The following is a 25,063-nucleotide window of genomic DNA, read 5'->3' on the forward strand; positions in this document are numbered from 1 at the left end:
CGTCACAACCGAATCGGGGGCTGATTATACGGGGATCGCCTGAGGGTACAAATCAGCCGGGACCCGACGGGGTCAAACCTCTTGCCCGGCCGGAAGGGGGATCTGCAGGGACGGGCGGATACAAGATCCGCCCCTATAGGTGCAAGGCTCAGGATTGGGCGGCCAGCGGTGGCACCTCCCGCCCCAGCCCTGCATAAAATTTGGCCACATAGTCCTCCAGCGCCCCGGCGGCAATGGCGTCGCGCAGGTATTGCATCAGGCGCTGGTAGTGGCGCAGGTTGTGGATGGTATTGAGCTGCGAGCCCAGGATCTCACCGCAGCGGTCCAGGTGGTGCAGGTAGCCGCGGGAGAAATTCTGGCAGGTATAGCAGTCACAATCGGGATCCAGCGGGCCTGTATCATGGCGGTGTTTGGCATTGCGGATCTTGACCACCCCCTCGAAGGTGAACAGGTGGCCATTGCGCGCATTGCGGGTGGGCATGACACAGTCGAACATATCCACGCCCCGGCGCACCGCTTCGACGATATCCTCCGGTTTACCCACGCCCATCAGGTAGCGCGGCCGGTCGGCGGGCATCTTGTGGGCCAGGTGGTCCAGCACCTTGATCATCTCCTCCTTGGGCTCCCCCACCGACAGGCCGCCGATGGCATAACCATCAAAGCCGATCTCCGTCAGGCCACGCAGGGACACATCCCGCAGCTCCGGGTACATGCCCCCCTGCACAATGCCGAACAGCGCCGACGGGCTGTCGCCGTGTGCCTGCTTAGAGCGCTCGGCCCAGCGCAGGGAGAGCTCCATGGACTTGCGCGCCTCATCCGGTGTCGCCGGGTACGGGGTGCATTCGTCGAAGATCATGACGATATCGGACCCCAGCGCCTTCTGCACACGCATGGACTCCTCAGGGTCCATAAATACCGGGCTGCCGTCCACCGGCGATTTGAAGGACACGCCCTCTTCGGTGATCTTGCGCATCTTGCCCAGGCTGAACACCTGGAAGCCGCCGGAATCGGTCAGGATGGGGCCCTGCCACTGCATGAAGTCGTGCAGGTCGCCATGCTCCTCGATCACCTGGGTACCGGGTCGCAGCATCAGGTGGAAGGTATTGCCGAGAATGATATGGGCCCCGATGGCCTCCACATCCCGCGGCAACATACCTTTCACGGTGCCGTAGGTACCCACCGGCATAAAGGCCGGGGTCTCCACCACCCCGCGCGGGAAGCGCAAGCGGCCCCGGCGCGCGTGGCCATCGGTGGTATCCAATTCAAACTGCATAAAGCACTGGCGGCTCAACGGAAGCTCCTGGATTTTCTCTGAAACGGGGTTCTGCCGGGCGGCGACAATATCCGCCCAGGACATAACCCGCTCGTAACGTAGGGGCGAACCTTGTGTTCGCCCGGCAAAGAGGCCCCGTGGCAAGGCAGACAGCAGGTCCACCCCTACCAGGGGTTAACGTCGGGATTACGCTCGATCAGCATGGCATCGCCATAACTAAAGAAACGATAGCGCTCCCGCACCGCCTCCCGGTAGGCGTTCATGGTCTGCTCGTAACCGGCAAAGGCGCTCACCAGCATCATCAGCGTCGACTCCGGCAGGTGGAAGTTGGTGATCAGCCGGTCCACCACCCGGAAGCGGTAGCCCGGATAAATGAAGATCGAGGTCTCACCTACCGTCGGGCGAAGCTCCCCTGAACCTGCCGCGCTCTCGAGCGCGCGCACGCTGGTGGTGCCCACGGCAATCACCCGGCCGCCACGGGCACGGCAGTCGGCCACTGCCCGACAGACAGACTCGGGTACATTGAGCACCTCGCTGTGCATCTGGTGGTCGTGTATATCGTCCACCCGTACGGGCTGGAAGGTCCCCGCCCCCACATGCAGGGTCACAAAGGCAGTCTCCACGCCCATATCCCGCAGCGTATCCAGCATGTCATCGTCAAAGTGCAACCCGGCGGTGGGGGCCGCCACGGCACCCGGCTCGCGGCTGTAGACTGTCTGATAACGCTCGCGGTCGGACGCCTCGTCGGGACGGTCGATATAGGGTGGCAGCGGCATATGCCCCAGCCGCTCCAGCACCGGCAGTACACCCTCACCGGGGAACGCCAGCTCGAACAGCGCCTCGTGGCGCGCCACCATCTCCAGCGGCGTATCGTCCTCCAGCAGCAGGCGGCTGCCGGGCTTGGGCGACTTACTGGAACGGACATGCGCCAGCACCCGGTACTCGTCGAGCACCCGCTCCACCAGGATCTCCAACCGGCCACCGGTCTCCTTGCGCGCATAGAGGCGCGCGGGAATCACCCGGGTATCATTGAATACCAACAGGTCCCCCGGCCTCACCAGCTGGGGCAGCTCGGCAAAGCGGCGGTGGCTCACCGCACCGGAGGGCCCGTCCAGGCACAACAGGCGGCTACCCCGCCGCTCCTCTGCAGGGGCGCGGGCAATCAGCTCATCGGGCAGATCGAAATGAAAATCCTGGCGACGCATGGTTTCAGTTTAGGTGGTTGGGAAGTGGCGCGAAGAGTACCGGAATCCCCCGCCACCGCCAAATCCGGTTGACCCCCAACCGGCCATCGCTATAATCAACACCCCTATCCGGGGCACCCCGCAAAGCGGGCACAACACGCCCCGAACCGCTGCCAGAGTGGTGAAATTGGTAGACACGACGGATTCAAAATCCGTTGGGGTAAAACCCGTGCCGGTTCGAGTCCGGCCTCTGGTACCAAACAGAAAGGCCCGCATAAGCGGGCCTTTTTTGTTTGGAATCGGAGCGTCGGCGAGAACCGGCACTCGGTTCGATCGATTGCGCCCCATGGCGCAATCAACGACGAGCGACAGCGAAGCCCGCAGGGGCGCATCGGCAACGCCGATGCGATCACTCCGGCCGGCTGAAGAAAACTGAATCCTCTGCCCCCGCGAACTCTTCTCCTATAGTACCAGGGGCCGGAGAGAGCAGCCCCCCGGTTCGACCGGTTGCGCCTATCGCCTGCCACCCTGGGGGCGCAATCAATAACGAGCAACCGCAGGTTGCGAAGCCCGCAGGGCCAGAAAGCCACAGCTTTTCTGGTTAGTCCGGCCGAGGGTCTTCAGGATCCTCGCCCGACGACAAACCGTGGCTCTAGTCCCACTGAATATCGGCGAGAACCGCCCTCCGGTTCGACCAACCACTCCAGCGGCTGGGACACCCCAATGCGGTGCGCGCAGGGGTACACCCGCCATGCCAATGCAGTCAACTCTCCAGTCCACCTCCTCCACCGGGTGCCCCTTCCCTTTTGCGCCAACTTTGGCATAACCTCGTTACATCCATGCAGTAAAGAGAATAACAATGACAGACATACTGATTGTCGGCGGCGGGCACAACGGTCTGGTGTGCGCCTGCTACCTGGCCAGAGCAGGAAAACAAGTCACGATACTGGAGCGCCGCGACATCGTCGGCGGCGCCGCGGTCACCGAAGAATTCCACCCCGGTTTTCGCAACTCCGTGGCCAGCTACACGGTCAGCCTGCTGAACCCGAAGATCATCCGGGACCTGAACCTGCACGAACACGGGCTGCAGGTAAAGCTGCGTCCCCAGTCCAACTTCTTTCCCCTTTCAGGCAATGACAGCCTGTCGTTTTACAAGACCCCCGCGGAAACACAGGCGGAGATCGCACGCTTCTCCCAGAGGGATGCCGATGCCCTACCCGCTTTCTACGAGATGTTGGAAACGGTCGCCGATGTGCTGAGGGAAGAACTGCTGCGGACACCGCCCAACGTCGGCGGCGGACTGGCTGACCTGATCCGCGCCGGCAGCTTCGGCATGCGTGCCAGGAAGCTCAGCATGGCCCAGCGCCGCGATGCCCTCGACCTGTTCACCAAGAGCGCCACCGACGTACTGGACGCCTGGTTCGAAAACGACCATGTCAAAGCGGCATTCGCCTTTGACTCTATTGTCGGCAACTACGCCGCGCCCAGCACACCGGGCTCGGCCTACGTATTGCTCCACCACGTATTCGGTGAAGTGAATGGCGAAAAGGGCGCGTGGGGCCATGCCATCGGCGGCATGGGGGCCATTACCCAGGCCATGCTGAAAGAGGCAGAGCGCCTCGGCGTCGAGGTGGTTACCGGAGCCGGAGTCGAGGAAGTGATTATCGATGGGGGACAGGCAAAAGGCGTCAGACTCGCCGACGGTGAGGTGCTGCATGCAAACAAAGTGGTTTCCAACGTGGGCCCGAAACTGTTGTTCGGCAAGCTTCTCGACCAGCAGCACCTGGAGCCGGAATTCCGCCGCCGGGTGCGGGGGTTCAAGGTGGGCTCGGGCACTTTCCGCATGAATGTCGCCCTATCAGAGCTGCCGGACTTCACCTGTCGTCCGGGGACCCAACTGCAGCAACACCATCAGGCAGGTATCGTGATCGGCCCCTCCATGCAGCACCTGGAACAGGCCTACCTGGATGCGAAACAGTTCGGCTGGTCGAAAAAGCCCATCGTGGAAATGTTGATCCCCTCCACTGTCGACGACACCCTGGCGCCTGCAGGGCAGCACGTAGCCAGCCTGTTCTGCCAGCAATTCGCACCGGAGCTGCCGGGCGGCAAGGACTGGGACGACTATCGCGAGCAGGCCGCGGACACCATCATCGACACGGTGACTGAGTATGCCCCCAACTTCCGCGATGCAATCATAGCCCGGCAGATCCACTCACCACTGGACCTGGAGCGCAAGTTCGGGCTGGTGGGCGGTGACATATTCCACGGTGCACTGGGCCTCGACCAGCTCTGGTGCAATCGCCCGTTTATGGGGTTCAGCGACTACCGCACCCCGATCAAGGGACTCTATCTGTGCGGTTCCGGTACTCACCCGGGCGGCGGCGTAACCGGGGTTCCGGGACATAATGCGGCCCGTGAAATATTGAAGGATTGATTGGCAAAATCCATCACAAAAGGGGGCTCCGGCAGTCATTCACCCGGTCTCCGGTACAACCAATTGCAGTGCCTGCCGGGGGCTTCAATGCCACACACAGGAACACTTGACTCTGCCACCAATTTGTCAAAGCTTTTCCATTGCGGCTTTCGGCTTGTCGAGAGCTGCAATTACGAGCTACCCCAGGTTCCACCTTCCGCGATCAAGTCAGGTTCAGGCCATTTGTGGTACTGCCCGGCGGAGGGTTGTTACTGACAGGATAACCGCCAGCACAGAACATATGGCAATACTCGCCGCGAGCACCACCGGTGTGCCATCAAAAACCAGGCTGACCAGCACGATCGCCACCGCACCCAGCAACATCTGCAGGGCACCGCCCAGGGCTGCCGCAGTGCCGGCAATGGGGCCGTGGTCATCCAGGGCCAGCACCATGGACGTGGGTACCACGAGGCCCAGGAAGGTGTTGCCGGTCAGCAGCAGGGTCACCAGCAATACAAAGCTGTCGAACCCGGCACTAACGAGGCTGACCATTACCAGGGATGCCACCGCAAAACCGGCCACGGCAACCCTGACGACCGGCTGGGGCCCATAGCGCTCGCCAAGGGTGGCAGCGAACTGGCTGGAAGTGAAGAAGCCCAGGGCATTCAGGGCAAAGGCCAGGCTGAACTGGGTCGGCGTCAATCCGTAGAACTCCGTATACAGGAATGACGAGGTGGAGATAAAGATAAAGAAGCTCGACATCCCCAGCCCACCGATCAGTGTCAGGCCCATATAAGTCCGGTCACGGAACAGCACGCCAAAGGCTTCCAGCATCGACGACAACCGGAATGGCACCCGGCTCTCCGGTGCCAGGGTCTCCTCCAGGCTCCAGCGTGTCAGCAGCAGGCTCACCACCGCGGCCAGGGCTACGGCAATAAAGACCGATGGCCACCCGAGCCACCCGATTACCGCACTACCCGCCAGTGGCGCCAGCATCGGCGAGATGGAGATCACCAGCATCACCGTGGTCATCAGGCGGGTGCCCTCGTTGCCGGTGTACTGGTCACGGATAATCGCCCGCGGGATCGACATCACCGCCGCCGCACCCACACCCTGCAGGAAACGCAGCGCGATCAGCCAGTCGATCGTGGGCGCGAAGGCGCACCCCAGGGAGGCCAGCAGGAACAACCCCAGGCCAAAATACAGCGGCGGCTTGCGCCCGAACATGTCCGACGCCGGTCCGTAGAAAAGCTGGCAGACACCGAAGGCCACAAAGAAGGACATCAGTGTGTACTGCACCGCTTCCACCGGCGCATCGAGACTGGCCGCGATCTGCGGCAGCGCGGGCAGGTACATATCAATCGCAAACGGACCGACACAGCTGAGCAGGCCCAGGATCAGGGCCATCTTGATAAATCCGGGTTTCATAAACTCTCTTTGGCTCAACGGGACTGCGGACTGCACCGGCAGCGGGAGGGAACTCGGTTGACGATGTTACGGCATCTAGCCCCGCTTGTGACCAGCCGGAGAATTGTCATCCTGGTGGACCCAGTACTTCTGCATCTTCAGGAACATGAAGGATGCGGTCCAGGTAATCATCACCAGGCCGGTCAGTGCCTCCAGGCCGGCGGTAAAGCGCACGTAGCCGTGGGGTTCGATATCGCCGAACCCCAGGGATGTGTAGGTGGTGAAGGAAAAGTAGGCACAATCGAGCAGGGAACCGTCGAAATTGCCCTCCAGCATCTCAAAGCGGTCTGAATGCACCATGTAGTAGTATCCCAGTGCAAACAGCCACATCTCAATCACATGGGCGATCAGGGCGCCGAACACCCCGATCAGCAGGGCCAGGTTGCGGTGCACGGTGATTCTCTGGCCCAGGCGGAAGAGCCCGTTCAGCGCCTCGTGGTGAATCACCACCACCGTTGCCACCAGGGCACTATTGATAAACATGGCGTACAGCATGTCAGCGCCTGCCCCGGAAAAATTCCCGCACCAGCTGTGCGGCCTCCTCTGCCATCACGCCGCCCTCGACCGCGATGCGATGGTTGAAGAAACCCGCCTCACCGAGTTGCAGCTGGCTCTCCACCACACCCGCACGGGGCTCACTGGCGCCATACACCAGCCGCGCAACCCGGGCGTGCATCATGGCCCCGAAACACATGGTGCAGGGCTCGATGGTGACGTACAGGGTGGTTTTCGGCAGCCGGTAGTTCTGCTCTTTTTCCGCCGCCCGGCGCAGGGCGACAATTTCCGCGTGGGCGCTGGGGTCACAGTTACCGATGGGGCGGTTGCTGCCCTCACCGATGATCTGCCCATCCCGGACAAGTAGCGCGCCCACCGGCACCTCGCCGCGCTCCGCGGCAATGCGGGCGAGCTCCAGGGCGTGCTGCATAAATGTGTAGTCTTTCGGTGTCGCCATTGTCTCTCGATCAGGGTTTGGCAACCAGGCGGCGCAGGACGAAGTCGCCTTCCAGCTCCAGTCGTTCTTGCTGCTCCAGTGCCTCGCGGGCGCTGCTGTCACCTTTCCAGGCAAACGGCGTCATGGCGAGGAAGTCGGCCACGGCTGCAGTCCCATCCAGTACAAAGCGGAAGCTGCAGCGCATTTCCACTTCCGGCGCAAACCCCTCAACCGGTTTCGGTGGCGCATGCTCCCGCGGCTCTTCATACAGCGCGCGCTTCAACGACCAGAGATGCACCGGTCCCGGCGCCACATCGAGTAGCGTGCCGCCGGGATTCACAATCCGTTTCAGCTCGCTGTCCGCCGCCGGGGCAAACACCCGTAACAGCTGGTCCACACTATCGGTCTGCACCGGGATTGCATAGCTGCCGGCCACCACATACTGGATATCCGGTTGGGCTTTGGCGGCCATACGTGCACCCGCCTTGGAGATATCGAGCCCCCCGAGCGCCCCGGCGGGCCAGCCGGCCCGGAGCAGCTGGCGGGTGTAAAACCCCTCGCCGGAGCCAATGTCCAACAGCTGGCGCCCACTGCGATACGGCAGCAGCGCAGCGATGGCATCAACCAGTGGACGGTAGTGGCCCGCCTCCAGGAAGCGGCGACGCGCCCGCAGCATGTCCGCGGAGTCGCCCGGTTCCCGGCTGCGCTTGCGATTTGCCGGCAGCAGGTTCACGTAGCCTTCGCGGGCGCGATCAAAGCTGTGGCCGTTTGCGCAGCACCAGCTGTCTCGGGTGTTCTCAATAGCCGACTGGCAAACCGGGCACAACCAGATCATCCTGTCTCTTTTTCCTCACTTGGGTACGCCTGCGCGGGCTCCCGCTGCAGGATCATATCGGCGGCTTTCTCTGCAATTGCAATGACCGGCGCATTGGTGTTGCCGCTCACCAGCGTGGGCATCACCGATGCATCCACCACTCGCAGGCCGCCGACACCGCGTACCCGCAGCTCATTGTCCACCACGGCCATATCATCGCTGCCCATTTTACAGGTGCCGGCGGGGTGATAAATACTTTCCGCGTTTTCTCTAATAAATGCCTCGATCTTGCGCCGCGTCGCCAGCGCGCCCTCCGGGCTCCACCAGCGTTTCTGGTAACGTTGCAGGTCCGCCTGGGAGAGAATATCGCGCACCATTTCGAATCCCTCCACCAGCACATCGAGGTCCTCGCGCTCACTCAGGTAATTCGGCTGGATACGCGGCAGCGCCGCCGGGTCGCGGGAAACCAGTGAAATTGTGCCGCGGCTTGCCGGGCGCAGGCCGCACGCGTGCAGCGAGTACCCATAACCACCGGGCTTCTTCAGCCCGTGCTGGAACAGGGGCGCAGCACAAAAATGGAACTGGATATCCGGCTGCCCGCCGGCATGGCTGGAACTGGCGAAACCGCCCGCCTCGGCAACATTGCTGCTGAGCGGGCCCCGGTTGAGCAGTAACAGTTCCGGCAGGCGCAGTGCGTTTTTCACTATCGGCCAGAACGAATTGGAAAAAGTCACCGGCGCATTGGCTTCCACCACCTGGGTGATGTCCAGGTGATCCTGGAGGTTGCGACCCACGCCGGGCAGGTGCGCCTGCGGTGTGATACCCAGCCGTTTGCTCTCGGCCACATCCCCGATACCGGACAGCTGTAATATCTGCGGCGACTGGATGGCCCCGGCACTCAGGATTACCTCGCGGTTGGCAATGATGCGCCGGCCATCGAGCAGCTCCACACCGGTGACCCGGTCGCCGTGAAACAGCAGCCGCGCCACCTGGGCTCCCGTATGGACATTGAGATTGGGGCGGTTGATCACCGGGTGCAGGTAGGCAGCGGCTGCCGAGCAGCGCCGGCCGCGACGCTGGGTCACCTGGTAGAACCCCACCCCATTTTGCTGTGAGCCATTGAAATCGCTGTTCAGCCGGTGCCCGGCTTTCTGCGCCGCGCGCACGAAAGCACGACCGGACTCGGTCTTCCACTTGAGATCCGACACCGCCAGGGGGCCGTAGCCGCTGTGGTGTGCATCGCTGCCACGCTCGTTGCCCTCGGCCATCAGGAAATAAGGCAGCATATCGCGCCACCCCCAGCCGGGGTTGCCCGCCGCCTCCCAGGCATCGTAATCCGCGCCATTGCCGCGTATGTAGATCATGGCATTAATGGCACTGCTACCGCCCAGGGTACGTCCACGGGGCCACAGGAGGCGCCGTTCGTTCAGGTGTTCCTGGGGCTCCGTATGATGGTGCAGGTTATAACGCTGGCCCGGTACCAGGTAGCTGATGCCGGCGGGAATACTGATCATCAGGCTACGATCGCGACGGCCCGCCTCCAGCAGGCAGACCCGGTTCTGTTCCTGGGCACTGAGGCGGTTGGCGAGCACACAGCCGGCGGAACCGGCACCCACAATGACATAATCGAAAATCATCTGGCGGGGCATTTACTGTTTCTCTCTTATTCTCTGTTTTACCTTCAAGGTACACTTGGCGCGCTCCTTCTCCAAGGCGAATGGAAAGCTTGCCATGACCGATTCCGAATTCAGCGATAAAAAGATCCTGCAGAGCTGGGAGGTCAACGCCTCGCCCTGGACCCGGGCTGTCGGTGCCGGTGAGATTGCCAGCCGCAGGCTGGTCACCGATGCAGAAATTGTAGCCGCCCTGCTCGAGGGCAAACCCGGGACAGTGCTCGACGTTGGCTGTGGCGAGGGCTGGCTGGGGCGGGCGCTGGCCGCGCACGGGATAAGGGTTTGGGGGATCGATGCCACCGCGGAACTGGTGGAGGCGGCCCGCCGCCAGGCGGGGCCGCTGGAAAATTACCGGCAGGTCTCCTACGAAGGGCTGGAGCCCGGCTACCAGGGACGTCGATTCGACGCCCTGGCCTGTAACTTCTCCCTGCTGGGCAGGGAGTCGGTGGAACAGGTGTTTGCCAGCGCTCCCGGCCTGCTGAAGCAGCGCGGCCGGCTGGTGGTGCAGACCCTGCACCCGACTGTTACTACTGGTGGGGAACCCTACCGGGATGGCTGGCGCAGCGGGTCCTGGAAGGGGTTTGGCGCAGGGTTTTCTGATCCTGCGCCCTGGTACTTTCGCACAATCACAAGTTGGGTCGAGTTATTCCAGCGCAATGGGCTGGACCGGGTGGCGCTGCGCGAACCGCTGCATCCCGAGACCGGCCAGCCCGCATCATTGATACTGGTGGGCAGTCGCAGCGAGTGACCGCCGCCCGGCCCACCAGCCGGGCTTCAGTCGGCCGCAGCAGCCTGTGGCCGGTCTTGTCCCTGTTGCCCGGCAGCTGCCAGGGTCGCAGCGCGCCCCTGGCGGCGCCCGTCGGCGCTGAGTGCGCGCACAGCCCGGACGCCCCCGGCGTCAACTGACTCGCCGGCAGCCAGTGGATACCACTGCTCGCCATCGAAATACTCCAGCTGCAGGCCAGGGAAAGGCATCGCGGTACGCAGTTCACCGCCACTGACGACGGCACCCGGCACCGGAACCCGGTAACCCACACCAGCCAGGTCGAGTTTGGGTAGCTCGCGATGGCCAAGCACAGTTGCGAAGCCCCGCCAGTCCTCTTCCAGCGCCCGGCGATCGACGTGGGAGGATTCGGCGGAGAACTTTTGCCCGGCCTGCAGGGGCAGCTCCCATTCCGCCCCGTGCCAGGCCCGTTCTGCCAGTGCCAGCAGCCTGGGGAACACCATGTACTCCACCAGCGCATCGGTGCGCACCACTTCACTCCACAGCTGTCCCTGCACACCGCGCACCCGCTCGGCGAAGGATGGCGCCGGCGCAGTGGCGGACCAGGAACCACCATCGCGGTTCAGCGAGATCTCCGCCAGCTGTGCGGTATTGAGGGGTGCGTAGCTGAAGGTCTTGCGTGTATCGGTGCCCCGCGACGCCCAGTAGTAGCCACTCTCTTCCGGGTCCAGCTCGTAGGGCATATCAAAATAGAGAAAGTCAGAGTGTGACTGCACCACGTCGAACCCGGCCTCCGCCAGGTGTACGCTCTCGTCTCCGCCACCCCAGAACAACGGTGCCCAGGCATTGGCGTAATTATCATCCGTGGACAGGGTGCTACCGGCATCCTCGATGGTTTTGACGCCGTCATTCCACGCCGCAAAAGTCTCAATCCCCGCCTCTGCCACCAGGGCACTGACACGCTGTGCGTAATAGGCGCCCAGCTCATCGATGCTGTCCACCGCCCCGCTGGCAATCAGTTTTTCGCACCGCGGCGAGCCCGACCAGGGCTGGCGGCGTGACTCGGCGGGTACATCGCCCTTGCCCGGGTCATTCCCGGGGCCCGCCTCAAAGGCATCGCTGGCCAGGATGTTGACCGCCTCATCACCACCGAAGTGCCAGCTGCGCAGGGGCTGCCCGGCCTGCTCGTGCATGGCCTGCACCTCGCGCAAGACCTTGCCGACAAAGGCGTAGGTGGAATCGATGCACGGGTTGATATAACTGTCATCGTAGAACTGTACTGACAGGTAGCGGGTATCGTCCTCCGGGTCCACCAGCCGGTACTCGCCGGCCTTCCCAGGCGACTCATCCGCCAGGCGCTGGTAGCGAGCCTCCATCGACACGACAGCCGCACGGGCGTGGGCCGGCATATCAAATTCCGGGATGACCTCGATATGCCGCGCAGCCGCATAGCGAACAATCTCGATATAGTCGTCCACGGTGAAATGGCCGCTGCCATTATTGTCAGTACCTGGCCCGGAACCCAGCTGCGGCAGCAGGCAGCGGGTCTCGCCCGGATCGAAGCAGCGTCGCGCCCCCACCTCGGTAAGCTCCGGCAGGCCGGGAATTTCCAACCGCCAGCCCTCGTCGTCGGACAGGTGGAAGTGGAAGCGGTTGAGCTTGTACGCGGCCATCTGGTCCAGCAGTTTCAGCACCAGTGCCTTGCTGTGGAAGTTGCGCCCCACATCCAGGAACATACCGCGATGCGGGAACCGTGGCCCATCTGCAATTGACACAGTAGGCAAAGTTGCGCTGCGGGGATCTGCCAGTGCCAGGAGCGACTGCACGCCATAAAAAGCCCCCGTCACGTCAAAACCGACGATCTCGGCGCCATCCGCACGGGTCTCCAGCCGGTATGCGCCCGCGACACTCCCTGCACCACTTACGCCCTCTTCCCCGGCACCCTCACTAAACACGTCCGGGTCGACAGTCACTGCTACCGGGTAGGCGCCGCTATCGCCGGCGGCCAGTCCCAGTTGCTGCAGTCGCGCCTCGATCGCGGCGCGGGTTGCCGGAGCCAGTGCGTTTGCATCCAGGGTAATGCCCGCATCAATCGCCACGGCTGTACCGGTGACACGGGTCTCCTGCGCCCGGGGGATAATACGGTGGCGCCACTCTGCCGCGGCTCCATGCTCCTCGGCGGAAAATTCCTCGTAGCGACTGGCGGCGCTGGCCAGGGTATTGGCATCGTCGGCGGTGCGTTTCCAGTTGTCCTGGTGGTGGGCGTTGATGGGTGCCACCAGTGCATCAATCGCATCGCTATCAGTGGACTCGATTACCCTGGCCTGCCCTTTACCATCCACCACAAACATACGCGGCATCAGGTCTGACTCTGCCTGCAGCCAGTGCTCCGCCAGCAGGTCGATATCCAGTGTTTCCCCCGCACCCAGACCGGTGAACCCGTGTGTCGGTCGCAGCCGGTGCAGGTCTCCCTTCACGTGCTCCAGGGCCAGGTCGTCGCGATTCAACACAGCCAGTGCCCGGCGGACGCTGTGGAAGTAGAGGGTCCAGTCCCGCTCGCCGGGCGCAATGGCCGGACCATTATTGGTCAGCGAGATGCGATAGGTGGAACAGGTTGCGCCACTGCCCCCGGCCCGCTTGCAGCGCTCGCGCAGGTCGGCATCGATGGCCTGGAAGTTAACCAGCACCGCCTGCTGCACCTCGACATTGCCGGCTATGCGCGCCGCCGCCGAATCCGCGGCCGGGCCCCGGCCGGAATCGCTGCAGGAAGCGGCAAGCAGGCAGGTAAACAGCGTGGACAGGAGTCTGGCGGGTCGTTTTGTGGCCATGGGCTTCTCATTGCTTATTGTCTTTGTCGGCCAAGATAGCGAATAAGACAGCGCTGTCAATAGCGCTTAACTTTGATTGCTGTTTTCCTGTGGCCCTCTCAGGGCCGGGCTTTCAATTCAGCGGCCCCAGGATTGATCAATTTGCGAGCAACTTGATGAATTTAGCGTCTGGCGGCAATGATAACTAGATCAAGTTTTTATAAAAAAGGTCCGGACGCCATAGCCGCGCAATAAAAAACTTTGACGCTTTGCACCCCACCGCCAGGCAAGGCTGGTCAACAATGTGAGAGGTGAGTAGTGGCGCGGGCTGCAGAAAAAACTGACTGAAAACCCCCATTGGTCCACGCTTTTCCATTGCAACTGCTGACGGCTCTGTGAGATACATCTTGTTGTTCTGGGTGAGCCATAATAATTACAGCGGTTGTTCAGTAACCGTACAGGAAAACAGACACCCCCGGGGTAAATCCAATGGAACTCTGCAGTACTCGTTTCCGTAGCTCCAGGCACCTGACAGCGGTGCTCGGGCTGTTTTTGCTCCCAGCTACCTGCCTCGCCGACGATCTTTTCATTCCCGATTCCAGTCACGCTCTCAACCTCCAGGCCGATAACGCCTTTTTCGTCGACAGTGCCTTCGCGCTGGATAACACCGCTCTCTACCAGGCGGCCGACAACCTGCGCAACAACTCCATGAGCAACGTCCAGCGCCAGTTGAATTACCAGTGGCTGCAGATGCACACGCATCCGGACAAGTTCAAGCCCACCATGGGTGGCCGGGCGCTCAACCAGATCCTGAAAATGGGCTGGGATACGTACCGGGAGCAAAACAAGCGCAACTCGTCCAACCCGCTGCTGCGATACTCCAACGCCGGCCATGGTCGCATTGGCAAGTCGATGGATTACGATGTGCGCCTGTCGGACGACAAGTTCAAGGTGAGCTTCGAATACGAGTTCTGAAGCCAACCTGGAGCTCACGAAATTCCGCAACGCACACAGGCGTGGCAGTTTGTTAGAATCTCCGCCAGTCCAACCTGGCGGAGCCTCCCGTGAGCAATCCTACCCCCCCTGCAAGCTTTAATGACCTGCCCCTGGCCGGCGTCGGCCGTCGCCTGGCGGCCCTGCTCTATGACAGCCTGATCATTGCCGGCCTGTTGATGGTCTACGGCTTTATCGCCCTGATGGTGGCATCCGCTGTGGTGGGCCTAGACTGCCAGTCCGGGGCGCAGGATTACTCCACCCCCTGTGTCAGTGGCGACGAACCACTGTTCCGGCTGGGGGCACTGGCGGTAATCGCCGGTTACTTTATCTGGTCCTGGCGTGCCGCGGGACAGACCATTGGCATGCGCGCCTGGCGCCTACTGCTGGCGAGCCCCGAGGGCGTGCAGATGAGCTGGCGCCAGTGCGCTATCCGCGCTTTAGTGGGACCGCTGTCACTGGTGACCCTGGGGGCGGGTTTCTTCTGGTCCTGGACCCGGGCCGACCGCGCCAGCTGGCACGACCTGCTCTCCGGCACCCAGGTGCGCGTGCTGCCCAAGAAGAAAAAATAGGGATCGGGATAATACGGGTCGATTTCGGCCTCCCGGGGCCGCCCCCGGGATCCAGGCGCCTGCGGCGCGGCCTTCCCGGGTAGCTGCTACAGGGCGCAGCGGGGCTAGCGCGCCCGCTTCAACAGCATCCAGCCGAGGCCGAAACAGAGCAGGATCGGCACCAGCACGGCGATAAACGGCGGGAAGCCAAACACCAGTGAAGACGGCCCGAGCATGTCCTGCAGGGTCTGGAAGACAATGCCCACCATCACCCCGGTGAACACTCGCAGACCGGTGGTAACCTCCCGCAGGGGACCGAAGATAAAGGAAATGGCCACCATCACCAGGCTGGCAATAGTCAGCGGCTGCAACAGTTTCTTCCAGAACTCCAGCCAGTAACGGCTGGCATCCTCACCCTTGTTATCCAGGAAGTTGCCGTAGGACCACAGGTTGCGCGGTGACAGGTCCGATGGCAGCGGCACCACCAGGGAGAACAGCTCTGGCAGGATATCGGTTTCCCACCCCTGCTTCTCGCTGGTCTCCGCGATCGCCTCCTCCTCGGTGAAACGGGTCGAGCGATTATTGACCAACTGCCATTGATTGTCGGCAAACTGCCCCCGCTCGGAGAAAGTCACCCGCTCCAGGTCCCGGTCGCTACCGAAGCGGTAGCGGGTCACACCGTACAGGTCCCCACCGGGCATCGCGGCATTGAAATGCACAAACTCCCCGCCCTCGCGCAGCCACAGCCCCTGCTCCAGGCCACCCCGCTGCAACTCACCCAGGGCCACCGCCTTGCGTGTTTCCGCGGTCTGGCTGGTGTGCGGGATCACGAACTCTGCCAGCACCAGGCCCAGCAGGATCAGGACCAGCACCGGCTTCATCACCGCCCACGCCAGCCGGCCGATGGAGACACCGGCCGCGCGCATCACGGTGAGTTCACTGGTACCTGCCAGCGTACCCAGGCCGATCATGCATCCCACCAGGGCCGCAAAGCCCAGGTATTCGTAGGCCCGGTCGGGAATCGTCCACAGCAGGTACCGGACCACATCCGCCGGCTGGTAGTTGCCGTCGATATCCTGCAGCTCATCGATATAGGCGAAGATCATATCCAGCCCCAGGATGACCAGCAGTACGCCGGCAATCGCTGCGGCCACCGTGCGGCCAATATAGAGATCCAGCTTACCCATCATTGCTTGTCTCTCCCCGCGTTTCTCCACCGGATTCCCCCGGCTTCAGGCCACTGCGCCTGGGACAGCGGCGGAACCTGCCCCCGCCCAGTAGCAGCAGCCCCAGCACCAGGAAAGGCGGATGCACCAGCCACAGGGCTGCAGGATTGCTGATGTCTCCGTCCTCGACCGCGCCGCGCACCCAGATCAGGCTGTAGAGGTAGACCATGTACAGCAGCACTGCCGGGATCATCTTCAGGTAGCGGCCCTGGCGCGGATTGGTACGGCTCAGCGGCACCGCCAGGATCGCCACCACCAGCACCAGCACCGGCAGGCTGAAGCGCCAGTGCAGGTTGGCTCGCTCCTCCGGTTTATCACTGCGCCAGAGGTCCAGGGTGGAGGCACTTTCGATTCGATCGCTCTCGCGCTCCCGCAGCCGCGGCATCTCCAGCAGGGTTTCGTAGCTGGAGAATTCCATCAGGCGGTAATCGCGCTGCCCCGGCACACCCTCATAGCGATATCCGTCGCGCAGCACCAGGTAGCGCAGGCCGGTCTCCGGGTCGATCTGCTGTACTCCCTCGCGGGCAAGAATCACCACCTGGTAGTCGGATTCCGTCTGTGCCCGGGCGGAGCCCAGTTCCGCCAGGAACACCTCATTCATGGTGGAGCGGTCCTCGCTCAGGGAGTCGGCGTAATAGACCGCCCTGCCTCCCTCGGTAGCGACAAATTTCCTCGGCACCAGATGATCGAATTCATTGCGGGACTTGTCGGCGGTAAGCAGGCCGGAGGAGCGCTCCAGGCCGGTGGGCGTCAGGTACAGGCTCATGGAGGCCACCACCAGCGCCACCAGCAATGCGGGCGCCAGGGTGTAGGTAAGCAGGCGCCGCTCACTGAAACCACAGGCGTGCAGCACCGTCATCTCACTCTCGATATACAGACGCCCATAGGCGAGCAGGATGCCGAGGAAGAACCCCATCGGCAGCAGCACCTCCAGGAAACCCGGCAGGCGATAACCCATCACCGGGAAAAGAATACTGGCAGACAGGTCTCCGGCAGCCGCCTCAGCAAGGTACTTTACAAAACGACCACTCATCACCATCAGCAGCAGTACGGCGCTGACTGCCAGCGTGGCATAAAGCAGCTCGCGGCAGAGATAGCGGAAAATAATCACAGGACGAATGGCTTCCTTGGTAACAGCAGTGCGTACGGCCGGACAAAATTTGCACAAGTGCAAACCCAGTTAAGCATTACAATCGCTACCGGGTTAAACTTGAGCGGCGCATTATCACCAAAATCGCAAGCAATGTCTCGGTTCGGGGACATTGATCCAGTTTTCAGTAAAAGGAAAGGAATGATGCAGTTCACCGCCAAGGTCTCTGATATCACCAAGCAGCGCAGCGCCTGCGCAATTCTCCCCGCAGACAGCAAGAACCGCCTGACCGCCAGCGGCAGCAGCCTCGACGGTGAGACTGGTGGTTATATCAGCCGCATCCTCAAGCGCGGCGACCTCGGCAGCAAGCCCGGCAGCACCCTGCTGCTCACCCCGAGTGAGGGCAAGGCAGACCGCATCCTGCTGGTGCGCACTGGCGACGGTGTTCTTGACCAGGCAGAGTTCCGCAAACTCGCCCGCGCCGCCGCCGGCGCCGTGAAGGGCTTCAAGGACGCCACCAGCTACCTGACGGAAACAGAAGTAACCGACGCCGATATCGGCTGGCAGGCGCAGCAGCTCGCGCTGGCTGCCGGGCTCGCCGCTTACAAATTCACCCGCTGCCTGAGCGAGGCCAAACCCAATCCACTGGCCAAGTTCCAGGTGCATGTGCCCGACCGCAAGCAGCTCAAGGCCGCACAGCAGGGCGCAGCGCTGGGTGGAGCGCAGGCCTCCGGCAGCAACGTCGCGCGGGAACTCGGCAACCTGCCGGGCAATATCTGTACCCCCATGTACCTGGCCGGGCAGGCCAAGGAACTGGCGAAAAAACACGCAAAAATCACCACCAGTGTGGTGGATGCCAAAAAGATGCAGTCCCTGGGTATGGGCGCATTTATGAGCGTGGCCAAGGGCAGTGACGAACCACCAGCCTTGATCGCCATGAACTACAAGGGCGGCAAGGCCAGCGACAAGCCTGTCGTGCTGGTGGGCAAGGGCATTACCTTCGATACCGGCGGTATCAGCCTCAAGCCCGGCATGGCCATGGATGAAATGAAATTCGACATGTGCGGAGCGGCCAGTGTCTTCGGCGTGATGAATGCCCTCGCGGAGCTGCAGCCATCGATCAACGTGGTGGGCCTGGTGGCGGCGGCGGAGAATATGCCCAGCGGCCGCGCCAGCAAGCCCGGCGATGTGGTCACTTCCATGTCCGGAAAGACCATCGAGATCCTCAATACCGACGCCGAGGGGCGCCTGGTCCTATGTGACGCGCTGACCTATGCGGCCAAGTTCAAGCCGGAAGTGGTCATCGACATCGCCACCCTGACCGGTGCCTGCGTTATCGCACTGGGCAACCACGCCACCGGCCTGTACGCCAACAAGGAAGAGCTGGCGGATGCCCTGGTCGCGGCCGGGGAGCGCGCCGGCGACCGCGCCTGGCAGATGCCCCTGTGGGACGAGTACCAGTCGATGCTGGATTCCAATTTCGCCGACATGCAGAATATCGGCGGCCGCGAGGCGGGCTCGGTAACCGCGGCCTGCTTCCTGTCCCGTTTCGCCGAGGACTACACCTGGGCGCACCTGGATATCGCCGGCAGCGCCTGGAACTCCGGCGCCAGCAAGGGGGCCACTGGCCGCCCGGTGCCACTGCTGCTGGAATACCTGCTGGGCAAGTAAGCCCGGCCCAGAAAGGCGGGAGCGTCCCCGGGCGGGACGCCCCCGCCTGTTGCCATAACCCCAGATCCTGCACCATCCCGACAACCGGAAAGTAATGACCCGCATCGATTTTTACGTCCTCTCTACCGACCGGCCCGGGCAGGGCGACCTGTTCGCCTGCCGCCTGGCGGAAAAAGCGTTCCGCGCAGGCATGCGGGTACTGCTTGCCGTGGATGACCGCACCCGGGCCGAACAGCTGGATGAACTGTTGTGGACCTTCCGCGAGGACAGTTTCCTGCCCCACGCACCACAGTCCGGTGAGCAGCAGGCCGCAGTGGAAATCAATTGCGGTGAGGACCCGGGCCTCCACCACGGCCTCCTGATCAATCTTTGTACAGAAGTGCCGGCCTGGTTCAGCCGCTTCGAACGCCTGGCAGAAATCGTTGTGCAGCAACCGGATTCACTGGCGCGCTCACGATCCCGATTCAGTCACTTTCGCGACCGTGGATATCCGTTACAATCCCACCGAATCGGCAGCAACTAACCAAAGCAACAGCGCCACACCATGTCCGGTCGAAAGAACAAAAACAGGCAGCGCGGGCAGCGACACCAGCATCAGCGCAACCAGGGGGAAGGCGGCAAGTCCACGGAACTGCTGGACGAGCTCAACTCCATCCGCGACCTGCTGGGTAGTGAAGAGCTCGGCGATATCCCGCTACTGGACCAGGTTGCAGACCCTGCACCTGTAGCTCCGGCACCGGTAACCCCACCAGCTGGGCCGGCGGCCAGTTCCCACGCCCGGATACAGCCTCTGGAAGATACGGACCTCCCCACCCTATTCTCTCCGGAGGACGAAGAACCGGCTGAAGATGATGCGCAGCCTGAAGGGCAGGAACCGGCCGGTAGTGCTGTGCCGCCCTCTCCGGTGCCGGGCATTTCAACCGAACTCAGCGAGACCGAGCGGGCCCTCCTGCGCCCCCTCGAGTCATTACCGTCCGGACTTGACACAACCCCGCCCCGGGCAAAGTCTGCCGGCAGCGAACAGCAGCAGGAGCTGTTCGGCGAGGATACCGCGACCCCGGCCAGGGAAAATCCTTTCCTGCCCGCGCATATCCGTGCCCGCCTGACCGGAGGCCGGGTGCCGCGATCGGAAGACACCGCCCCCGAGCCAGCCACCGACCAGCCTGTGGACGCAGCCAGCATCCCGGAGGACGAGCCGGCCGCGACTTCCGCATCTCTCGCCGACAGCACTGCCGCGCGACCCGTGGCAGATGAAGCCCCGGCAGACCCCGCCGAACCTGGCCAGCACGGGCCGGGTCCCGATGGCACTGCCGAACACCCAACGGGGCGTGAAACTGGCGCCGAGCGCCTGGCGCGGGAGGAGCAACGCCAGCAGCTGGTCGAAAAACTCGTGGCCCGGCAATTACCCGAGCTGGAGCGCCAACTGCGCGCGCGCATCGAGATAATGGTGGACGAATTGATGCGCCGGCGCTGAAGCCGCCTCACGAGTACCTGCTTTTGCGCTGCTGTTCCAAGCAGCACTCCACCGGTTTTATACCATCGGCGGGCCTGCAACTTTGCCGGCCCGGGCCCCAGCGGTATAATTCCCGCCTTTTTGGCGCCGCCCCCCTGTCTGCCACAATAACGGCCAGGGGCGGGACTATCCCGGCCCGGTACCGGCGCCCGCCGTCAGTCAACAGAAGGTTCCCCCTCGCGCATGGACAAGACATACCAGCCCAACGCCATCGAACAGCAGTGGTACCAGACCTGGGAGGAGAACGGCTACTTCAAGCCTTCCGGCGACACCAGCGCCGATCCCTACTGCATCATGATCCCGCCGCCCAACGTCACCGGCAGCCTGCATATGGGCCACGGCTTCCAGGAATCCATCATGGACGCGCTGATCCGCTATCACCGCATGCAGGGTGACAACACCCTGTGGCAGGTGGGCACCGACCATGCCGGTATTGCCACCCAGATGGTGGTCGAGCGCCTGCTGGCCGCCGAGGGTAAGAGCCGCCACGAGCTGGGGCGGGAGAAGTTCATCGAGAAAGTCTGGGAGTGGAAGGAGCAGTCCGGTGGCAATATCACCCGCCAGCTGCGCCGCCTGGGCGCCAGCCCGGACTGGTCGCGCGAGCGCTTTACCATGGATGACGGTTTCTACAAGGCGGTACAGGAGGTATTTATCCGCCTGTATGAGGACGACCTGATTTACCGCGGCAAACGCCTGGTGAACTGGGACCCGAAACTGCACACTGCCATCTCCGACCTGGAGGTCCTCAACGAGGAAGAACAGGGCCACCTGTGGCACTTCCGTTACCCGCTGGCAGACGGTTCCGGCCACCTGGTGGTGGCCACCACCCGCCCCGAGACCATGCTGGGCGATACCGCCGTGGCGGTGCACCCGGAAGACGAGCGCTACAGGGACCTGATCGGCAAGAGTATCCGACTACCGCTGGCGGAACGCGAAATCCCGATCATCGCCGATGACTATGTCGACCGGGAATTCGGCACCGGCTGTGTGAAGATCACCCCGGCCCACGACTTCAATGACTACGAGATGGGCCAGCGACACAATCTCGAGATGATCAACATCCTCGATGCCGACGCCAACCTCAACGACAGCGTGCCGGAAAAGTACCGCGGCATGGAGCGTTTCGCCGCGCGCCAGCAGGTGGTGGACGACCTGGACGCGCTGGGCCTGCTGGAAAAAGTCGAACCGCATACCCTGAAAGTACCGCGCGGCGACCGCTCCGGCGTGGTGATCGAGCCCTGGCTGACCGACCAGTGGTATGTGCGCACCCAGCCGCTGGCCGATGAAGCCATCAAGGCGGTAGAGGACGGCAGCGTCAATTTTGTGCCGAAAAACTACGAGAACATGTACTTCTCCTGGATGCGCGATATCCAGGACTGGTGCATCTCCCGGCAGCTGTGGTGGGGGCACCGTATCCCGGCCTGGTATGACAACGACGGCAAGGTTTACGTTGGCCGCGATGAAGCCGAAGTACGCCAGAAACACGGACTGGGCAGTGACGTAACCCTGCGCCAGGACGACGATGTGCTCGACACCTGGTTCTCTTCCGGCCTGTGGACCTTTGGCACCCTGGGCTGGCCGGAAGATACCGAGGAGCTGAAGACATTCCACCCCACCTCGGTGCTGGTAACCGGCTTCGACATCATCTTCTTCTGGGTGGCCCGGATGATGATGCTGACCCTGTATTTCAAGAAAGAGGTGCCCTTCCATACGGTGTATGTACACGGCCTGGTGCGGGACAGCCACGGGCAGAAGATGTCCAAGTCCAAGGGCAATGTGCTCGATCCCATCGACCTGATCGATGGCATTGACCTCGAGAGCCTGGTGCAGAAGCGCACCACCGGCATGATGCAGCCGCACTTGCGTGACAAGATCGAGAAGCAGACCCGCAAGGAGTTCCCCGAGGGCATCGCCGCCTACGGCACCGATGCCCTGCGCTACACCTACTACTCGCTCGCCTCCACCGGCCGCGATATCAAGTTTGATGTGGGCCGTATCGAGGGCTTCCGCAACTTCTGTAACAAAATCTGGAACGCATCGCGCTACGTGCTGCAAAACTGCGAGGGTTACGATTGCGGCCAGGACAACAGCAGCGATTTCGAGCTGTCCCTGGCGGATCGCTGGATCATCTCGCAGCTGCAGCGTACCGAACAGGCAGTGCGCGAGGCCATGGATACCTATCGCCTCGACCTGGCCTCACAGGCGCTCTACGACTTTACCTGGGGTGAGTACTGCAGCTGGTACCTGGAGCTGTCCAAGCCGGTCCTCTGGGATGACAATGCCTCGGATGCGATCAAGAAAGGCACCCGCCGGACCCTGATCCGGGTGCTGGAGACGATCCTGCGCCTGGCCCATCCGCTGATGCCGTTTATCACCGAGGAAATCTGGCAGCGGGTCAGGGACCTGGCCGGTAAAAGTGGTGAAACCATCATGCTGCAACCTTATCCCGAGGCGGAAGAAAACCGCATCGACGGTGAGGCGGAAGCAGCTATCGCGGCCCTCAAGCAGGTGATCGAGGGGGTACGCAACATTCGTGGCGAGATGAATATTTCCCCGGCCAAGAAGATCCCGCTGATCCTGCGCGGCGGCAGCAGCGATGACCGCGAACGCCTGGATTCCGCCCGCGCACTGCTGGCCAAGCTGGCCAGCCTGGAGTCCATCAGCTGGATCAACCCCGGCGAAACCGCACCGGCATCAGCCACTGCGCTGGCCGGCGATATTGAGCTGCTGGTGCCCATGGCCGGACTGATCGATGTGCAGGCAGAAAGTGCACGCCTGCAGAAGGAGATCGACAAGCTGGCAAAAGAACTGCAGCGTGTCGAGGGCAAGCTGAACAATCCCAAATTCGTCGACAAGGCACCGGCGGCCGTCGTCGAAAAGGAGCGCGGCAAGATGGAAGAGATGCAGGGCGCACGCCAGCGCCTGGAGCAGCAGCTGGAGGAAATCAGCAAGCTCTGACACGATTGAAAACGGCGCCAGCAGGCGCCGTTTTTTCTACCTCACCAGGAAAGCAACCTGCCCACCCTTCTTCGCAAGCCGGCTCCAGCGAACTGCTGATATTGTTCCACTGTGGCCAGTGGAAGCTCTGTACAGGCCCGTGCGCCACAGCTTTTCAGGCGGACAGCGCAAGACGGTTGGCCTGCCCCGACGGCTCAGAATATCCTCTCGTTACAGCGAATCACATTCCTTTCTTCAAGCGTCAAACCACGGCCAATCGCCAGGCGGACAACCGCTGAGAACTGATTGTCACGTAAATATACAGAATCCAAATGTATAAAAAGCGAATCACTGATAATCAATCGTTCCAGCGTTTTACTGGCGCTAATCCTCTCCAGCATTTATATAACTGGCAGCGCTGAAAAAAAACAGCGACGAAAGGCGCCGTATCAGTCGGGATGCCCGTAAACAAACAATAATGGGCGCCCATACCTGGCAATGAACCGCCACTGGCAGCGCCATTTATTTCCACTTGTCTCCGAGGTTACGCAGTAGTCATCAGGTGGTCTCAGCGATGAACCGCGGGCCCAGTCGTGCCCGCCAGAGAAACGGGGAGAAATCAGTTGAACCCTGCAAACCAGACCGACCCCCAAATCTGGACACTGTTCGTTTATGGCTTCGCGGTCGTCGCCCTGATCGGGGTCATGCTGGGCCTTTCCCATGTGCTCGGCCAGCGACGCCGGGACAATGCCACTGACGAGCCCTACGAATCCGGCATCGTCTCCCAGGGCAGTGCCCGCCTGCGCATCTCGGTTTCCTATTACCTGGTCGCGATCCTGTTTATCGTCTTCGACCTGGAGGCAATCTATCTTTTCAGCTGGGCCATCGCTTTCCGGGAGACCGGCCTGACCGGGTTTATCGAGGCGGCGGTATTCATCCTGATCCTGGCGGTGGGCCTGGTCTACCTGTGGCGGCTGGGCGCGCTGGACTGGGGCGGCAAGCAACTCAGCCTGCAGCAACGTGAACCCCGGGACGCCACAAAACCTATCGTTTGAGGACGGGCTATGCGCTGGAAGCTGACCAAGGCACAACAGGATGGCGACCTGATCGCCGCCGACAGCGGGCGTACTGAGGGCGAGTTGATTTCTGAGGAGGTGCGCAAGAATGTACTCCTAACCCGTCTCGAGGACCTGGTGGCCTGGGGCCGGGCCAATTCACTCTGGCCATTCAATTTCGGGCTGTCCTGCTGCTATGTGGAAATGGCTACCGCCTTTACCAGCCGCCACGATATTTCACGCTTCGGCTCCGAGGTAATCCGCGCAACACCACGCCAGGCCGACCTGATCGTGATATCCGGCACGGTGTTTATCAAGATGGCACCAGTAATCCAGCGTCTCTATGAGCAGATGATGGAACCCCGCTGGGTGATTTCCATGGGCTCCTGTGCAAATTCCGGCGGCATGTACGACATTTACAGTGTGGTGCAGGGTGTCGATCGCTTCCTTCCCGTGGATGTCTATGTGCCCGGCTGCCCACCTCGACCAGAGGCATTGATGCAGGGTCTGACCCTGTTACAGGAATCCATCAAGACCCAACGGCGCCCAGTCAGCTGGGTGATTGACGAACAGGGACCGCGTCCGGCCCCAAGGCCCAGCCAGCGGGACAAACACCGCGAGGAACGTATGCGGGCGGAAAAACTGAGGACACCGGATACCGTCTGAACCGCTATTGGCAGTAGTCGGGTTCAACTGGCTGGGGAGCAAGTGATCCTTGCCGCGAGGGCACGGAAAAACGAT

The 25,063-nt window shown here is 62.2% G+C and carries 20 protein-coding genes and 1 tRNA gene; 11 read left to right on the forward strand and 10 right to left on the reverse strand.

Annotated elements, in window-relative coordinates:
• Positions 1–148 precede the first annotated feature (148 nt).
• Positions 149–1,291, reverse strand: a complete 1,143-nt coding sequence (gene tgt / locus ACH6CX_RS09655; protein ID WP_233006670.1) for a tRNA guanosine(34) transglycosylase Tgt — start codon at positions 1,289–1,291, stop codon at positions 149–151.
• A 146-nt stretch (positions 1,292–1,437) separates the two neighbouring features.
• Positions 1,438–2,478 carry a tRNA preQ1(34) S-adenosylmethionine ribosyltransferase-isomerase QueA gene (queA, locus tag ACH6CX_RS09660; protein WP_396675356.1) on the reverse strand — a complete coding sequence of 347 codons (1,041 nt, stop codon included), beginning with the start codon at positions 2,476–2,478 and terminating at the stop codon, positions 1,438–1,440.
• A gap of 151 nt (positions 2,479–2,629) precedes the next feature.
• On the opposite strand from queA, the gene ACH6CX_RS09665 reads away from it, so the two are divergent.
• Together ACH6CX_RS09665 and ACH6CX_RS09670 are read left to right on the forward strand one after the other, a co-directional pair.
• A tRNA-Leu gene (locus tag ACH6CX_RS09665) sits at positions 2,630–2,716 on the forward strand.
• A 576-nt stretch (positions 2,717–3,292) separates the two neighbouring features.
• Positions 3,293–4,891, forward strand: coding sequence for a phytoene desaturase family protein (locus ACH6CX_RS09670; protein ID WP_396675390.1), 1,599 nt, complete (start codon positions 3,293–3,295; stop codon positions 4,889–4,891).
• 213 nt (positions 4,892–5,104) lie between these two features.
• On the opposite strand, the gene ACH6CX_RS09675 is transcribed toward ACH6CX_RS09670, so the two are convergent.
• From ACH6CX_RS09675 to ACH6CX_RS09695, 5 genes are all read right to left on the reverse strand, one after another.
• Positions 5,105–6,298 carry a multidrug effflux MFS transporter gene (locus ACH6CX_RS09675; RefSeq protein WP_233005889.1) on the reverse strand — a complete coding sequence of 398 codons (1,194 nt, stop codon included), beginning with the start codon at positions 6,296–6,298 and terminating at the stop codon, positions 5,105–5,107.
• A gap of 75 nt (positions 6,299–6,373) precedes the next feature.
• Complete coding sequence (locus tag ACH6CX_RS09680) at positions 6,374–6,832, reverse strand: potassium channel family protein (protein WP_233005890.1); 459 nt, start codon at positions 6,830–6,832, stop codon at positions 6,374–6,376.
• A 1-nt stretch (position 6,833) separates the two neighbouring features.
• Positions 6,834–7,289 (reverse strand): tRNA adenosine(34) deaminase TadA, encoded by a 456-nt coding sequence (tadA, locus tag ACH6CX_RS09685; protein ID WP_233005891.1) that lies wholly within the window; start codon positions 7,287–7,289, stop codon positions 6,834–6,836.
• A gap of 10 nt (positions 7,290–7,299) precedes the next feature.
• Complete coding sequence (locus tag ACH6CX_RS09690) at positions 7,300–8,103, reverse strand: putative RNA methyltransferase (RefSeq protein WP_237063947.1); 804 nt, start codon at positions 8,101–8,103, stop codon at positions 7,300–7,302.
• A complete protein-coding gene (locus tag ACH6CX_RS09695) occupies positions 8,100–9,731 on the reverse strand; it encodes a GMC family oxidoreductase (RefSeq protein ID WP_233005893.1) in 1,632 nt (543 codons plus the stop codon). The genes ACH6CX_RS09690 and ACH6CX_RS09695 overlap by 4 nt, the downstream gene beginning before the upstream one ends.
• A gap of 82 nt (positions 9,732–9,813) precedes the next feature.
• Between ACH6CX_RS09695 and ACH6CX_RS09700 the strand changes: the two genes are divergently transcribed.
• On the forward strand, positions 9,814–10,503 hold the full coding sequence (locus ACH6CX_RS09700; protein WP_396675357.1) for a class I SAM-dependent methyltransferase: 690 nt from the start codon (positions 9,814–9,816) through the stop codon (positions 10,501–10,503).
• 26 nt (positions 10,504–10,529) lie between these two features.
• Here ACH6CX_RS09700 and ACH6CX_RS09705 read toward each other — a convergent pair whose 3' ends face one another.
• On the reverse strand, positions 10,530–13,307 hold the full coding sequence (locus ACH6CX_RS09705; protein WP_396675358.1) for a family 20 glycosylhydrolase: 2,778 nt from the start codon (positions 13,305–13,307) through the stop codon (positions 10,530–10,532).
• A gap of 531 nt (positions 13,308–13,838) precedes the next feature.
• On the opposite strand from ACH6CX_RS09705, the gene ACH6CX_RS09710 reads away from it, so the two are divergent.
• Both ACH6CX_RS09710 and ACH6CX_RS09715 read left to right on the forward strand, forming a co-directional pair.
• Positions 13,839–14,261: a hypothetical protein gene (locus tag ACH6CX_RS09710; protein WP_233005896.1), complete on the forward strand. Its 423-nt coding sequence runs from the start codon at positions 13,839–13,841 to the stop codon at positions 14,259–14,261.
• An 89-nt stretch (positions 14,262–14,350) separates the two neighbouring features.
• Complete coding sequence (locus ACH6CX_RS09715) at positions 14,351–14,851, forward strand: RDD family protein (protein ID WP_396675359.1); 501 nt, start codon at positions 14,351–14,353, stop codon at positions 14,849–14,851.
• Positions 14,852–14,955: 104 nt separating this feature from the next.
• On the opposite strand, the gene lptG is transcribed toward ACH6CX_RS09715, so the two are convergent.
• A complete protein-coding gene (lptG, locus tag ACH6CX_RS09720) occupies positions 14,956–16,020 on the reverse strand; it encodes an LPS export ABC transporter permease LptG (protein WP_233005898.1) in 1,065 nt (354 codons plus the stop codon).
• Positions 16,010–17,167 (reverse strand): LPS export ABC transporter permease LptF, encoded by a 1,158-nt coding sequence (lptF, locus tag ACH6CX_RS09725; protein ID WP_233005899.1) that lies wholly within the window; start codon positions 17,165–17,167, stop codon positions 16,010–16,012. The genes lptG and lptF overlap by 11 nt, the downstream gene beginning before the upstream one ends.
• Before the next feature lie 183 nt (positions 17,168–17,350).
• Here lptF and ACH6CX_RS09730 point away from each other — a divergent pair, with 183 nt between their 5' ends.
• The 6 genes from ACH6CX_RS09730 to ACH6CX_RS09755 all read left to right on the forward strand — a co-directional run bounded on the left by ACH6CX_RS09730 (position 17,351) and on the right by ACH6CX_RS09755 (position 24,988).
• Entirely contained in the window at positions 17,351–18,817 is a 1,467-nt protein-coding gene (locus ACH6CX_RS09730) for a leucyl aminopeptidase (protein WP_233006671.1), read from the forward strand.
• A gap of 94 nt (positions 18,818–18,911) precedes the next feature.
• Entirely contained in the window at positions 18,912–19,340 is a 429-nt protein-coding gene (locus ACH6CX_RS09735; RefSeq protein ID WP_233005900.1) for a DNA polymerase III subunit chi, read from the forward strand.
• 21 nt (positions 19,341–19,361) lie between these two features.
• Positions 19,362–20,291 (forward strand): hypothetical protein, encoded by a 930-nt coding sequence (locus tag ACH6CX_RS09740; RefSeq protein ID WP_396675360.1) that lies wholly within the window; start codon positions 19,362–19,364, stop codon positions 20,289–20,291.
• 222 nt (positions 20,292–20,513) lie between these two features.
• Complete coding sequence (locus tag ACH6CX_RS09745) at positions 20,514–23,288, forward strand: valine--tRNA ligase (RefSeq protein ID WP_233005902.1); 2,775 nt, start codon at positions 20,514–20,516, stop codon at positions 23,286–23,288.
• A gap of 602 nt (positions 23,289–23,890) precedes the next feature.
• The gene (locus tag ACH6CX_RS09750) at positions 23,891–24,322 is read left to right on the forward strand and encodes an NADH-quinone oxidoreductase subunit A (protein WP_233005903.1); all 432 of its coding nucleotides are present in this window, start codon (positions 23,891–23,893) and stop codon (positions 24,320–24,322) included.
• Positions 24,323–24,331: 9 nt separating this feature from the next.
• The gene (locus tag ACH6CX_RS09755; RefSeq protein ID WP_305080406.1) at positions 24,332–24,988 is read left to right on the forward strand and encodes an NADH-quinone oxidoreductase subunit B; all 657 of its coding nucleotides are present in this window, start codon (positions 24,332–24,334) and stop codon (positions 24,986–24,988) included.
• Positions 24,989–25,063 lie beyond the last annotated feature (75 nt).

Origin of the sequence: Microbulbifer sp. JSM ZJ756 (assembly GCF_044383805.1) — a bacterium.
GTDB lineage: Bacteria > Pseudomonadota > Gammaproteobacteria > Pseudomonadales > Cellvibrionaceae > Microbulbifer > Microbulbifer zhoushanensis.

Excerpts from the sequence above, each read along its gene's own strand:
- queA (WP_396675356.1), bottom strand. The coding sequence starts at position 2,478 with ATGCGTCGCCAGGATTTTCATTTCGATCTGCCCGATGAGCTGATTGCC.
- ACH6CX_RS09675 (WP_233005889.1), bottom strand. The coding sequence starts at position 6,298 with ATGAAACCCGGATTTATCAAGATGGCCCTGATCCTGGGCCTGCTCAGC.
- ACH6CX_RS09680 (WP_233005890.1), bottom strand. The coding sequence starts at position 6,832 with ATGCTGTACGCCATGTTTATCAATAGTGCCCTGGTGGCAACGGTGGTG.
- tadA (WP_233005891.1), bottom strand. The coding sequence starts at position 7,289 with ATGGCGACACCGAAAGACTACACATTTATGCAGCACGCCCTGGAGCTC.
- ACH6CX_RS09690 (WP_237063947.1), bottom strand. The coding sequence starts at position 8,103 with ATGATCTGGTTGTGCCCGGTTTGCCAGTCGGCTATTGAGAACACCCGA.
- ACH6CX_RS09695 (WP_233005893.1), bottom strand. The coding sequence starts at position 9,731 with ATGCCCCGCCAGATGATTTTCGATTATGTCATTGTGGGTGCCGGTTCC.
- ACH6CX_RS09700 (WP_396675357.1), top strand. The coding sequence starts at position 9,814 with ATGACCGATTCCGAATTCAGCGATAAAAAGATCCTGCAGAGCTGGGAG.
- ACH6CX_RS09705 (WP_396675358.1), bottom strand. The coding sequence starts at position 13,307 with ATGGCCACAAAACGACCCGCCAGACTCCTGTCCACGCTGTTTACCTGC.
- lptG (WP_233005898.1), bottom strand. The coding sequence starts at position 16,020 with ATGATGGGTAAGCTGGATCTCTATATTGGCCGCACGGTGGCCGCAGCG.
- ACH6CX_RS09730 (WP_233006671.1), top strand. The coding sequence starts at position 17,351 with ATGCAGTTCACCGCCAAGGTCTCTGATATCACCAAGCAGCGCAGCGCC.
- ACH6CX_RS09735 (WP_233005900.1), top strand. The coding sequence starts at position 18,912 with ATGACCCGCATCGATTTTTACGTCCTCTCTACCGACCGGCCCGGGCAG.
- ACH6CX_RS09740 (WP_396675360.1), top strand. The coding sequence starts at position 19,362 with ATGTCCGGTCGAAAGAACAAAAACAGGCAGCGCGGGCAGCGACACCAG.
- ACH6CX_RS09745 (WP_233005902.1), top strand. The coding sequence starts at position 20,514 with ATGGACAAGACATACCAGCCCAACGCCATCGAACAGCAGTGGTACCAG.
- ACH6CX_RS09755 (WP_305080406.1), top strand. The coding sequence starts at position 24,332 with ATGCGCTGGAAGCTGACCAAGGCACAACAGGATGGCGACCTGATCGCC.